12 protein-coding genes are annotated in these 13711 nt (G+C 33.7%); 5 read left to right on the forward strand and 7 right to left on the reverse strand.

From position 1 onward, the window contains the following. The first annotated feature begins 13 nt into the window (after positions 1 to 13). The gene (locus tag LNP81_RS01265; RefSeq protein WP_230032855.1) at positions 14 to 628 is read left to right on the forward strand and encodes a WbqC family protein; all 615 of its coding nucleotides are present in this window, start codon (positions 14 to 16) and stop codon (positions 626 to 628) included. Between the two features lie 120 nt (positions 629 to 748). On the opposite strand, the gene LNP81_RS01270 is transcribed toward LNP81_RS01265, so the two are convergent. The 7 genes from LNP81_RS01270 to LNP81_RS01300 all read right to left on the reverse strand — a co-directional run bounded on the left by LNP81_RS01270 (position 749) and on the right by LNP81_RS01300 (position 9316). After that, positions 749 to 2911 (reverse strand): S9 family peptidase, encoded by a 2163-nt coding sequence (locus LNP81_RS01270; protein ID WP_230032858.1) that lies wholly within the window; start codon positions 2909 to 2911, stop codon positions 749 to 751. A gap of 161 nt (positions 2912 to 3072) precedes the next feature. Continuing rightward, a complete protein-coding gene (locus LNP81_RS01275; protein ID WP_230032860.1) occupies positions 3073 to 4119 on the reverse strand; it encodes an endonuclease/exonuclease/phosphatase family protein in 1047 nt (348 codons plus the stop codon). 18 nt (positions 4120 to 4137) lie between these two features. Next, positions 4138 to 5001, reverse strand: coding sequence for a rhomboid family protein (locus tag LNP81_RS01280; RefSeq protein WP_230032862.1), 864 nt, complete (start codon positions 4999 to 5001; stop codon positions 4138 to 4140). 41 nt (positions 5002 to 5042) lie between these two features. Next, the gene (locus tag LNP81_RS01285; RefSeq protein ID WP_230032864.1) at positions 5043 to 5792 is read right to left on the reverse strand and encodes a rhomboid family intramembrane serine protease; all 750 of its coding nucleotides are present in this window, start codon (positions 5790 to 5792) and stop codon (positions 5043 to 5045) included. After that, complete coding sequence (mutL, locus tag LNP81_RS01290; RefSeq protein ID WP_230032866.1) at positions 5789 to 7717, reverse strand: DNA mismatch repair endonuclease MutL; 1929 nt, start codon at positions 7715 to 7717, stop codon at positions 5789 to 5791. The genes LNP81_RS01285 and mutL overlap by 4 nt, the downstream gene beginning before the upstream one ends. A gap of 164 nt (positions 7718 to 7881) precedes the next feature. Further along, positions 7882 to 8454 carry a 6,7-dimethyl-8-ribityllumazine synthase gene (gene ribH, locus LNP81_RS01295; RefSeq protein WP_230032868.1) on the reverse strand — a complete coding sequence of 191 codons (573 nt, stop codon included), beginning with the start codon at positions 8452 to 8454 and terminating at the stop codon, positions 7882 to 7884. A 76-nt stretch (positions 8455 to 8530) separates the two neighbouring features. Next, positions 8531 to 9316, reverse strand: a complete 786-nt coding sequence (locus LNP81_RS01300) for a tetratricopeptide repeat protein (protein ID WP_230032870.1) — start codon at positions 9314 to 9316, stop codon at positions 8531 to 8533. A gap of 413 nt (positions 9317 to 9729) precedes the next feature. Here LNP81_RS01300 and recF point away from each other — a divergent pair, with 413 nt between their 5' ends. The 4 genes from recF (at position 9730) to LNP81_RS01320 (ending at position 13709) form a co-directional block, all read left to right on the forward strand. Beyond that, positions 9730 to 10809: a DNA replication/repair protein RecF gene (recF, locus tag LNP81_RS01305; RefSeq protein WP_121322067.1), complete on the forward strand. Its 1080-nt coding sequence runs from the start codon at positions 9730 to 9732 to the stop codon at positions 10807 to 10809. Between the two features lie 368 nt (positions 10810 to 11177). Then, positions 11178 to 11876, forward strand: coding sequence for a thioredoxin domain-containing protein (locus LNP81_RS01310; RefSeq protein WP_230032873.1), 699 nt, complete (start codon positions 11178 to 11180; stop codon positions 11874 to 11876). A 10-nt stretch (positions 11877 to 11886) separates the two neighbouring features. Then, positions 11887 to 12564, forward strand: a complete 678-nt coding sequence (locus tag LNP81_RS01315; RefSeq protein ID WP_230032880.1) for a DUF2461 domain-containing protein — start codon at positions 11887 to 11889, stop codon at positions 12562 to 12564. 89 nt (positions 12565 to 12653) lie between these two features. Further along, positions 12654 to 13709 carry a glycosyltransferase gene (locus tag LNP81_RS01320; RefSeq protein WP_230032881.1) on the forward strand — a complete coding sequence of 352 codons (1056 nt, stop codon included), beginning with the start codon at positions 12654 to 12656 and terminating at the stop codon, positions 13707 to 13709. The last annotated feature ends 2 nt before the right edge of the window (positions 13710 to 13711 follow it).

Below are 13711 nucleotides of genomic sequence, written 5' to 3' on the forward strand. Positions count from 1 at the left end.
AACAAAGAATATAATGAACTCGTTATTACTTCCTACCTATTTTCCGTCGATTAGTCACTTTGCAGTTATGGCTCAATCTGAAAATATTACCTTTGAAATGGAAGATAATTTTCAAAAACAGACCAATAGAAACCGTACTTATATCTATAGTCCAAACGGAATTCAGTTATTAAACATCCCTGTTAAACATTCGAAATCTGCTCATCAAAAAACAAAAGATGTTATGATCGAAAATGAATTTGACTGGCAGAAACAGCATTTTAAATCCTTAGAAGCAGCTTATAGAAGTTCTCCTTTTTTTGAGTTCTTTGAAGATGATATCGCTCCTATTTTCGAAAAGCAACACACTTTTTTAATGGATCTAAATATGGAAGTTCTAGAGATAGTAACGAAGTGTTTACGAATGAAATTAGAATTTTCTAAAACAACAGAATATTTTCATGAGGTCGAAAACATTACTGATTTCAGAGTGTTGGCAAACGGAAAAAAAGATTCAAATATATTTGAAAAATATACTCAGGTTTTTGATGACAAACACGGATTCATCAACAATTTAAGTGTTTTGGATTTACTTTTTAACGAAGGTAAATTTGCAATGGATTATCTAAAGAGCCAGAAAATATTGTAAATTATTTCGATTACATAAAAAATACTATATTTTTATTTGCTGACACTACAGCATTTATAAAATAAAAAAAAGGAGATTTCATTACAGAAATTCTCCTTTTTTTTTATTTTCAGAGTTTATTTACTTTGCTCCCGGAGAACATTTTTCTTCTATAAATTTCAAGAAAGTATCTACCAAATGTTTGCGGGTACCAGCACCTTCGTAGATAGAATGCGAACGATTTGGATAAATCATTAAATTAAAAACTTTATCATATTTAATTAATTCATTGATCAAAACCTCTGCATTTTTATAATGCACATTATCATCTCCTGTTCCGTGAATGTACAGCAAATTTCCTTTTAAATTCTTTGCATGAGTCACCGGCGAAGCCTGAATATAAGCTGATTCATTTTCATCTGGCAATCCCATATAACGTTCTGTGTATATATTATCATAAAAATGCTGATCTGTAACCGCAGCAATCGCTACCCCGGTCTTGTATATTTCGGGATACTGAAACATCAAATTCAAAGTAACAGCTCCACCACCGCTCCATCCGTGAACAGCAACTCTATCTTTATCGATAAAATTCCATTTCAAAACTTCTTTCGCCGCCATCGCCTGATCACGCGTATTGATAATTCCTATATTTTTATAAATAGATTTTCTCCATTTTGTTCCTTTAAGAGATGGAGTTCCTCTGTTGTCCATTGCAATCCCGATATATCCTTTTGGAATCAAATGATCTATAAATCCATTAAAATACGGCACATCATTCGCGACAGTAGCTACTGGTTCGCCATAAACATAAAAAAACAATGGGTATTTTTTAGATGAATCAAAATCCAGAGGCTTTGCCATTATCCCATCCATTTCAACACCATCAACGGTGGTTACTTTAAATTTTTCCAAAGAAAATTCACGTGCAGGAGCTGTAAAAACATCATCTTCTTTTGGCAGTATTTTTTTATGATCTGAAAGCGAAACCAATCTAATATTAGGATTACGGTTGATATTAGAATTGGTGTGTTTTGCATAAGATCCGTCTGTAGAGAATTCATATTTATTAGTCCCCTCAAAAGCTTCAGGAGTAAGTCTTTTTGTTTTCTTCGAATTCAAATTCGTTTCATACAAATAGCGTTGTGTTGCATCTGTTGGACTGGCAATATAATAGATAGATTTTGTTTTCTCATTATAGGCTTTAAAATAAGCATCAAACTTTCCGGTCGTAATTAGTTCCTTCTTTTTTCCGTCACTACTAATTTTATAAACATGCATCCATCCATCAGCATCAGAACTCCATAAAAAAGCTTTTCCGTTATCTACAAATTGACATGGAAAACCATCGTATACTCCCGAAGAAATATCGAAAACATCAATCCACTCAGGAGATTTCTCCTGATAAATTAAATTTGCTTTTCCTGATTGAGTGTTACAGTTATAAATAGAAGCTTGGTTTTGATGTCTGTTAAGCTGAATCACCATTACTTCATTTGCGGCAACCCATTCCATACGAACCAAGTAATTATTATCAGGTTCCCCCGGAATATTAAGCCAATTTGTTTTTACAGAAGCAACATCAATAACTCCAATCTTCGCAGCCGAAGGTTTTTCTCCCGCTTTAGGATATTCAACAGGAACAACAAACGGATATAAAGCATCCGTATTATTAATCATCAAATGAAACTTTGTATCTGTTGCATCAACACGCCAAAAAGCAATACTTTTTCCGTCAGGACTCCAGCGAAATCCATCTCTCGCTGCCAATTCTTCTTCATAAACCCAATCAAAAGTTCCGTTAATAACCTTATCCGTTCCGTCAGTTGTTAGAGGCGTAATTTTACCTGAAGTTAGATTTTCCAAATAAATATTATGTTTTGAAACATATGCAACATTTTCATTATCACTAGAGAACTTTGCAAACATAAGAGACGATTCTTCTAAGGTCACACCAAGTTTTCGTCCTTTTCCGGTTTTTAAATCAAAGAACCAATAATCTCCTTTTGTATTAGCACGCCATACTTTTTTTGAGTTGGTATAAACCAATATTTTTGTATTATTTTGATTCCAGACCAACTCTTCGATGTTTCCATTAAAACCAGCGTCTTTTAATTGTTTAGCAGTTAAAACAGTTGTACTCTGATTTAATTTATCTACATCATAAACCAAAATATTCTCAGCTGAATTTACCCAAAATGAATGCGAATTTGGCAGCCATTTTAACTCATTAATGTCAATATCTTTCTGAGCAAATATACCTGAGCAAACAAAAAGAAGTAATAAAAAATGTTTTTTAATCATGATTTAGGTGGTATTTAGTAATTGTTCAATTTCTTTAATCTTTCAGATTATTTTCGTAAACACAAAGAGCGCAAAGGTTAGAAAAGCAAAGTTCGTAAAGCTTATTAATTAAACTTTAGGAACTCTAAATAAACCTTTGCGCTCTTTTATGATTAAAAGCACTATTCCATAGAAAGCCTTGCCATTATAGGATAATGATCTGAGTTTTCGAAATCAGGAAAGCTTTCAAAACCTTTTACTTTCATTTTACTATCTGTAAAAATATAGTCAATTCGGGCTGGGTAATAACGGAACTTATAAGTCGCGCCAAAGCCCTCTCCTGCTTCTTCAAAAGCATCTTTTTGTTTTCCTTTTATGCTTCGGTATACATACGAAAACGGACTATTATTCATATCCCCACAAATAATAAAGGGAGTTTTGCATTTTTTGATATTCTCTTTAAATATTTCTGCCTGCTCTTGTTGCTGTCTGAATCCTTTACTTATTCGGGTATAAATAAGCTGTGACTTTTCCTGATTTACATTATCTATATTATTCGAAATATTAGTGACATCAGGCGAAATCTTAATCGATTGCAAGTGCATATTATACACACGAATAACATCTTTACCACGCTTTATATCAGCATAAATGACATTATTATCCGAATTAGGAAAAATAATATTCCCTTCGAATATAATAGGAAACTTAGAAAAAATGGCCTGTCCGGTTTTAATCTGATTTCCATCTATAAAAATATAACGATGAGGATATACTTTTAAGTCGATATGAGCAGAATTGGAGTATTCCTGAATACAGAGAATGTCCGGATCTTTTTCATCTATAAAAGCTTTAATATTTGACGGAATATCATCCCGGTCCAGCCATTTAAAAACATTAAAAAGACGCACATTATAACTCATAATAGAGAAGTCTTTTTCGTCTTTGACATATTCCTTGGCTGAGAATTTATAAAACTTGCTGATAAAGGTAATTCCGGTCAATAAAACCAAACCGGACAAAATAAGGCGTTTTTTAAACTGAATTGCCCAATAAATAAAGAACAACCCATTCAATACAAAAAAAACCGGCATAAAGAGTGTAAGCACCGATAGAAGAGGAAAACTTCTAGGTGCCAGAAAAGGTAAAATATAAATACTAAATGTCACTACAGTCAGTACTATATTCAAAAAGAACATTATTTTATTAAACCACGAAAGGTTTTTCATATTTTCTTGCTAAAAGGATTATTTTCCAGCTTTAAATAAAAACTCTTTTTCTTCTTTTGTCAAACAATCATAACCAGACTGGCTAATCTTGTCCAAAATTTCATCAATTTGTTGTTGCGTTTTATCTTTCGTAACAATCCTTGACGTCACTTTTTCTGTAGGTTTTTGGTAATTTTTATGAACTTTTTTGAAAGGGGTCGAAGGGGATTTTTTGAATAGATTCGCAAAAAAATCTAATGTTCTGGACACTATTTTACTTAAATCTATTCCGTTTTGAAGCAATTTAATGAAGACAAATCCAAAAATTGCTCCGGCTAAATGCGAAATATGTCCGCCGGTATTCTCTAATCGGAACTGCATTAAATCCAAAACTAAAATTACAGCTGTAATGTGCCAAAGCTTAACGTTTCCAAAAAACATTAAACGCACACCCATCAAAGGCTGATAGGTAGTTACCGCAACCAGGATTGCCATAATAGCTGCCGAAGCACCAACAATAGAACCTGCTACGTTCGAAAAATAAAAACTTAGCGCAAAAACAACTCCAGAGAAAATTGCACCCAAAATGTACAAACCTAAATATTGTTTTTGAGTAAAAAAGGTCAGGAACAAATTACTGGCAAAATTTAAAACCATCATATTGAACAATAAATGCCAAAACGATGCATGAAAAAAAGCATAGGTTAAGAATGCCCAGGGTTTAAACAAAAACACATTTGGATCTGATGATAAAGCCAGCCAATCCGGATAAGCAAAACCGCCTCCTGAATATTGATAAAAAAACACTAAAGCGATCATAAAACAAGCAACGTTCCAGTAAATAACACGCATTGCTATACCACCTAATTTATACTGTAATTTTAAATCATCAAGAATATTCATAAAAGCTTCTTTTGGTTTTTATTCTATATTAAAGTTAAAAATTAATTCCAACGATTATTGTTAAACTGATTTTTTTTCCAGTACCACATAATTAAAAAACCAAACAAAGCACCTCCAATATGCGCATAATGCGCAACTCCATCTGCAACTCCTAAGAAAGAATTTCCTAAAATTCCGAAGAAACCATCGTATAAAAGCATGTAAACCGGTACAAAATATTTCGCTTTAATTGGAATTGGTATAAACATAATTCCCAATTCAGCATTAGGAAACATAAAGGTAAAGGCAACCAATAATCCATAAATAGCTCCGGAAGCTCCGACAACAGTTCCAAAATAAGCTTCAGTAAAATGCTTAAACTCAGAAACAGTCAATATTTGCTGCCATCTTGTATCTATTTTTCCTTGGTCTAGCAATTGCAAAATTTGTACTTTATTATACCCACTAGCTAATAATGTATTCAATGCATCCTGATAAAAATAATAATTTACAGCATAATTTATTAAAGCCGCTCCTAATCCGCAAGAGATGTAAAAAAACAAGAATTTTTTACCGCCCCAAAAATGCTCCAGTGTTGATCCAAAAGAATATAACGCAAACATATTAAAAGCAATATGCATCACACTACCATGCATAAACATGTGTGTGATAGGCTGCCAAAATTTAAATCCTGGATTTTCAGGAAAGAAAAGAGCAAAATATACTTGTGCAGCGGGAACTAAATTGCAGCCAATAAAAAAGATAATATTGATTATCAATAATTGTTTTACTACGGGAGTCATTTTCATCATAAGGCAAACTTTTTATCTATATCTTCCACACGCATGGTAATGAAAGTAGGTTTTTGAAAAGGTGAAATATTTGGATCTTTACAGGCAAACAAACCGTTTACCAGATTATCTTGTTCTTTTTCGGTTAAGTAAGATCCTGTTTTAACCGCTAAACTTTTGGCCATAGATTTGGCAATTGTATCATTCTGGCTATAACTGCTTGCCGGGATTCCGTCTTGTAAATCGCTCAATAATTGTTCAATTACAAGAGAAACTTCACTTTCGGTAATATTTACCGGAATTCCCGAAATCACAATATGATCGGTCTGCGCTTGGTCAAAAACAAAACCGGTTGTTTCTAATGAAGGTTTTAATTCTTCGATTAATGTCATTTCATCAGAAGAATAAAACAAATTCAGCGGAAACAACAATTGCTGACTCGAAGCCTGATTTACGGTCATATTGAGCAAAAATTGTTCGTATAAAATACGTTGATGCGCACGTTGCTGATCAACGATTACCATTCCGGATTTTATAGGCGAAACAATATATTTTTTATGAATTTGATACGTCCCCTGACTTGCCTGCTCAATTTCATTATCATTGAACAAGGACGAAGTTACTTCTTCATTTTCGAATGTAAAAGGTGAGCTCTCTATTGTATCGGTTTCCAGACCTACATACAAACTTTCCCACGTTGCCGTTGGTTCGACTCTTTTATTATATCCTGAATATGAATTTGATCCTGAACCAGATCCGGATCCGGATCCTGAACTAAAACTGGAACCGGAACTTGAACCCGAACCCGATTTAGCATAATGCTGATTGGTTTTATCATCTGTAAACGGATTAAAAGTTCCGTCTACCTGAATTGTTGGCGTTTCTGCCTCTAAATCTTTATAATGATACGGCGTATCTAGATTAGCATCACGATCAAAATCAAGAACAGGCGCAACATTAAATTGCCCTAAACTATGCTTGATCGAAGCTCTTAAAATAGCATACAAAGCTTGCTCATCATCGAACTTAATTTCTGTTTTAGTAGGATGAATGTTGATATCGATCGTATTTGGCGGAACTTGTAAAAACAAGAAATAACTTGGCTGTGAACCATCTTTCAAAAGTCCGTCATAAGCAGCCATTACCGCATGATGCAAATAACCGCTTTTTATAAAACGATCGTTTACAAAAAAGAACTGTTCTCCCCTGCTTTTCTTGGCAAATTCAGGTTTGCAAACAAATCCCTGAACATTGATAATTTCTGTATCTTCGTTAACCGGAACCAATTTTTCATTGGTTTTACCTGACATAATTCCTACGATACGCTGGCGATAACCTGCAGCAGGCAAATTATACATTTCGCTTCCGTTATGATAAAATGTAAAATGAATATTAGGATGTGCCAAAGCTACACGCTGAAACTCATCCATAACATGACGAAATTCAACTATATCAGATTTTAAAAAATTGCGTCGGGCAGGAATATTAAAAAATAAATTTTTAACAGCAAACGAAGTTCCTTTTGGTAAAACAGCCACTTCCTGCGAAACAAATTTACTTCCTTCTATCACAATATGCGTTCCCAGTTCGTCCTGATCTTGTTTGGTTTTCATTTCCATGTGCGCGATTGCCGCAATAGAAGCCAATGCTTCTCCACGAAAACCTTTTGTGCATAAGGAAAATAAATCTTCTGCCTGACGGATTTTAGAAGTGGCATGACGCTCAAAACACAAACGCGCATCAGTCACACTCATTCCTGAACCATTATCAATTACCTGAACTAATGATTTTCCGGCATCTTTAATAATCAACTTAATGTCGGTTGCTTTAGCATCAACAGCATTTTCTAACAGCTCTTTTACGACTGAAGCAGGTCTTTGAACCACTTCTCCAGCGGCAATTTGGTTAGCAACGTGATCAGGAAGTAATTGAATGATACTCGACATTAAGAAAAAATAATTAAAAAGTTAAGGTTAAAATTTTCGAACCAAGAAGCACAAATTTAATGAATTTCTCTTGGCTTTTAGAATAAGTGCTGTCATAAAAAAAACAAAAAACCTGTACTATTTTACACAGTACAGGTTTTTAATATTTTAGAAGAAAAATATTGCTATTCTTTCTCGATTTTTATCGGTGTTTCTTCTATCTGAATTGCTCCTGAAGACAATAACGGCTGATTAAATGGATGCGACATCGAAGCTTGCTGGCGGATATAAGCCATTTTGATTGCAGCAATTGCAGCTTCAGTACCTTTGTTTCCGTGAATTCCTCCACTTCTATCGATTGACTGCTGCATATTGTTGTCTGTTAAAACGCAAAAAATAACCGGAATATCAGTTTGAACATTCAAATCTTTAATTCCCTGCGTTACGCCTTCGCATACAAAATCAAAATGTTTCGTTTGTCCCTGGATTACACATCCAATTACAATAACTGCATCTACATTTTGCGTCTGCAACATTTTTTTCGCACCATAAATCAACTCAAAACTTCCTGGAACATTCCATCGGATAATTTGTTGAGCCGGAACTTCATTATCGATTAATGCTTCAAAAGCACCATTATAAAGCCCTTCGGTTATAGTTTCATTCCACTCAGAAACAACAATCCCAAATCGAAAATCTTTCGCATTTGGGATCGTGTTTTTATCGTATTCTGATAAATTTTTATTTTCGGTAGCCATCTTTGATATTTAGATTTTTATTTCAGATTGCTAAAATACAAATCTTAAATCTAAAATCTGAACTCTACAATAATATTTATTGCGCTAATCCAATCAATACATCTACAGAAGCTGCTTCTGGAGTTGCATCATAGTTTTCTTTAATATCTGTTAAATATTTCAAAGCATCTTCTTTTTGACCTAAAGCCAAAGCCGTTTTACCAGCTTTTAATAAGAAACGAGGCGTTGTAAAATCGTTTTTGTTAGATTCAGCTGCTTTTACATAATAGTCTAAAGCTTCTTTTTGTTGATTTTTTTGAGAATAAGCATCTCCAATTCCACCAATTGCCAAAGCATTAACGATAGCTTCTTTAGATTTAAAGTTACCTAAATATTTAATAGCGTCATCAAATTTACCTGTATTCAAATATGCCATACCAGCATAATAGTTCGCTAAATTTCCAGCATCAGTTCCAGAATATTCTTCAGCAATTTTCACGAATCCAAATTTACCTTCAGAACCATTCAAAGCCAATTTATATAATGAATCGCTAGCTACACCATTAGTCGCTTTATCAAAATTTTGTTGAGCAACAAACATTTCGCTTGCAGCTTCGTCTTGCTTAGGAGCTTCGATGAATTTTTGGTAAGCCAAATATCCAATAGTAGCCACTGCAATACCGGCAACTAAACCAATAATGATTTTTTGATTTTTAGCAACCCAATCCTCAGTTCTTGAAGCAGTTTCATCTAATTTTGAAAAAACCTCAGCAGTTTTGCTGTTTTTCCCATCAAGAATTACTTGTTGTTCTTCATTCACAACCTCCTCTTTAACTTCCTTTTCCTTTGGTGCTTTATATCCTCTTTTATTGTAAGTAGCCATTTAAAATTAATTTAGTGAACGGCAAAAATAAAATTTTTATTGAAACTAACGTAAAAAAAAGCAAATTTATATCTATTTAAAAAAAATAATTCACTAAACAGCTAATTCTTTCACTTTAATCCCGAAATAATTCATCCTAAAATCCCCTAAAAGCCTAACTATTTGGATCTTTTTAGCCATTTGCATCTGACTATTTTCTACTTAACAAAAGTTTCCAATACCATCAAAAGTAATTTTTAACCACAGATTTCACAGATTGTAACAGATTACGCTTTTATTCAATTAAATTTGCAGAACAAAATCCTTTTTAATCTTTTATCCCGATAGTTATCCGGAGCTGTAGAAAAAACCTAATCTGCAGGAGAAGTCATAAATAGGAAATGCCAACTTTTATCATTACAGTTTCGAAAAAAATGTATTTAAACAAAATTTCTTTATTCAATTATAAAAATTTCTCCGAAGTCAGTTTTGATTTTGACCGCAAGATCAATTGTTTTGTGGGCAAAAACGGAATTGGAAAAACGAATGTGCTTGATGCTATTTATCATCTGGCTTACGGAAAAAGCTATTTTAATCCGTTGGCCGTACAAAACATCAAACACGGAGAAGAGTTTTTTGTAATTGATGCCGAACTGGAAAAGAATGACAGAACAGAACAAATTGTTTGCAGTTTAAAAAAAGGGCAAAAGAAAATTTTAAAACGTAACGGAAAAGCTTACGATAAATTCTCCGATCATATTGGGTTCATTCCGTTAGTAATAATTTCTCCGGCAGATCGTGATTTAATTATCGAAGGAAGCGAAACGCGTCGTAAATTTATGGACAGTGTGATCTCGCAATTAGACTCCACTTATCTGCATCAGCTTATTCAATACCAAAAAGTAATTGTACAGCGAAATGCTTTGCTAAAGTATTTTGCACTCAATCATACTTTCGACAATGACACCTTATCTATATATAATGAGCAGCTGAATAGTTTTGGGCAATCGATTTTTGAAAAAAGAAAAGATTTCCTCGAACAATTTATACCTATATTTAATGTACATCATCAGGCCATAACCGGATCTGAAGAAACAGTGCAACTAGTTTACGAAAGTCATTTGTTCGAAAAAGACTTATTAACGCTTTTACAGGAAAATATTAATAGAGATCGCGCGTTGCATTATACAAGCGTAGGAATTCATAAAGACGATTTATCTTTTGAGATTGATTCGCATCCCATAAAAAAATTCGGATCGCAAGGTCAGCAAAAATCATTTTTGATTGCTTTAAAATTAGCTCAGTTTGAATTTCTAAAAAAACAAAGCGGCGTAAAACCTTTATTGCTTTTTGATGATATTTTTGATAAGCTTGACGAAACCCGGGTTGGTAAAATCATCGAAATGGTAAACAGCGAAACTTTTGGTCAGCTTTTTATTTCAGACACACATCCTGAACGTACCGAAACTATTGTAAAATCGACGCATCAGAGTTATAAGATTTTTAATTTGTGATTTTTTTGCGACGACCCGAGCGATAGTGAATAGGCGAAGCAATTTCACGAATTAGCTCGCATTTTTCTTTGTTAGCTTGGTGTATTCAAAGTTTGTGTGCGCATTTTTGTCATTTCGACGCAAGGAGAAATCCTCGCGAGAAGCTCGACAAAGATTGGCGATTTTACATTAGGAGTTTCTTGCGGAGATTCCTCGTTCCTCGGAATGACAATATTGCAGTTACTTAATCAAAGACAAAATTTAAACTAAAAGAAAAATTCGTATTAATTCTTGTAATTCGTGGCAAACTTTTTTTATTTCACTTTCTATTAAGAATTCAAAATTGAAAAATCATTACTTTAGCGATACCATTTTTAAAATTTAATCCCATGAAATTCCCCAAAATTTTATTGCTAATAGTTTCAATTATATTCATTTCATGCAACGATAAAAAATCAAGCACTTTTGAGTCACTGCATCCAAAAGAATTTGCAGAAAAAATTAAAACAACCGATCATCCACAAATTTTAGACGTTCGAACTCCTGACGAATTCGAATCGGAACATATCGACAATGCCAAAAACGTAAATTGGAACGGTGATGATTTCGAAGCAAAAGCAGCATCTTATGACAAATCGAAACCTGTTTTTGTCTATTGCCTAAGCGGAGGAAGAAGCAAAAAAGCAGCTACAAAACTAAAAGAATTAGGTTTTGATACTGTCTACGAATTAGATGGCGGTTTCCTGAACTGGAACGAAGAAGGATTTGGAATTCCCGCAGCGGCAGAAGCCGGAATGTCTATGAATGATTTTAATGATTTATTAAATTCAGATAAAAAGGTTTTGGTCGATTTTTATGCTGTTTGGTGCGGACCATGCAAGCAAATGGAACCGTTTCTTTTAACAATGCAAAAAGACATGGCTGATAAAGTAAAGATTATTAGAATTGATGTTGATAAGAATAAGACATTGGCAACTCAGCTAAAAATTGACCAATTACCAACAATTGTATTATACGAAAACAAAGCTGTACAATGGAAAACTACAGGTTTTATCAGTGAAGAAGACTTAAAAAAACAACTGCAATAAAATAAAGAATATGCTAACGAAAGAATCATTGCAATTTTTAGACGATTTAAAAAAGAACAACAATAGAGATTGGTTTCAGGATAATAAAAAGAGATATGAAATTTTCAAAAAAGATTATCACCAGTTAGTAAGTGATTTTCTTGATGTAATGAAACCTCTTGATCCGTCATTAGAATTGCTGGAAGTTAAAAATTGTACCTTCAGAATCAATCGCGACATTCGATTCTCTAAAGACAAATCACCTTATAAAGCGCATTTAGGAGTCTGGATGTCTACCGGCGCCAAAGGAGCTAATCGCGCCGGATATTATGTACATATTGAAAAAGGCGCCAGTTTTATTGCCGGCGGTTTTTATTCGCCAGAAGCGGAAGACTTGAAAAAAGTACGTAAAGAAATTGCTTTTTTTCATGAAGATCTGGAAGCTATTATTGCCGATAAAAACTTTAAGAAAGAGTTTGGAAGTTTAGATGTAAATGAAACCAATTCGCTTAAAAACCCGCCACGAGGTTACGAAAAAGACCATCCTGCAATTGAGTTTTTAAAACTAAAAAGCTTTACAGCTACTCAAAAATATGATATTGCTGAAGTCACTCAAAAAGACTTTGTTGCCAAAATGAGCAAAAAACTAATTGCTTTAAAACCTTTAAACGAATTCATCAATCGCGCTTTAGAGACGGATGAATTTTAGTTTAAAATAAAAGTTTGCCACGAATTTCACGAATAAGCACGAATTAATTAGTGAGAATTGGTGAAATTCGTTGCGAAAAACTTCAATGAATGAAAAGAAAAATACTTTTTCTGGGAGAATCTTATCGTGCGGACGCTATTACATGGATGAATGGTTTGAAAGAATTTGGCGATTTTGAAATTTGTACCTGGGAACTTCAAACACCCAACAATTCAAAACTCAACCGATTCAAGCGTATTTTAGAATATGTCTTTTCTCCTCTTTCTATTCGAAAAACAATCCGTCGAGAAAAACCGGATATGATTATTGCAGAAAGAACAACCAGTTACGGTTTTCTGGCTGCGATTTCAGGAATGCATCCTATCGCAATTGCACAACAAGGCCGAACAGATTTATGGCCGGAAGGTTCGGTTTTATTACCCTTAAAAAAAATCATTCAGAAACACGCTTTCAAAAAAGCCGATTTAATTCATGCCTGGGGTCCGGTGATGACCATTTCGATGAAAGCAATTGGCGTTGATATGAATAAAGTTTTAGTGATCCCAAAAGGAATTGATTTATCACTTTTTTCTCCTTCAACAAACCATTCAAACAAAATTGAAGCAATTGTAACGCGATCTTTACAACAGGAATATCGCCATGATTCTATTCTAAAAGCATTTGCAATTTTACATCAAAAAGAAATTAATTTTTCGTTGACAATTGTTGGCGACGGAACACGATTACAGTTTCTAAAAGACTTGGCAAAAGAACTTCAAATCGAAAGCAAAGTAATTTTTACAGGAAGAATCCCAAATACTAAACTTCCTAAATTATTGCAACAATCGAATATTTATATCAGCATGCCAATTACCGAAGGAGTTTCGGCGTCTCTATTCGAGGCAATGGCTTGTAATTGTTATCCTGTAGTCTCAGATATTCCGGGAAATCAAAGCTGGATCAAACATCGCGAAAACGGACAATTGATTGAAATTGATAATATCGAAATGCTGGCCGAAGAACTAATTTGGTCTTTTGAAAATACTGAATCCCGAAATAATGCTATTATTCAAAACAGAAAATTTGTAGAGGAAAATGCGAATTATGATACTAATATGAAGGTTATTGCGGATAAATATCATGAATTGCTGGATTCTCGAAAGTAATT

This window comes from Flavobacterium piscisymbiosum (assembly GCF_020905295.1).
GTDB classification, from domain to species: domain Bacteria; phylum Bacteroidota; class Bacteroidia; order Flavobacteriales; family Flavobacteriaceae; genus Flavobacterium; species Flavobacterium piscisymbiosum.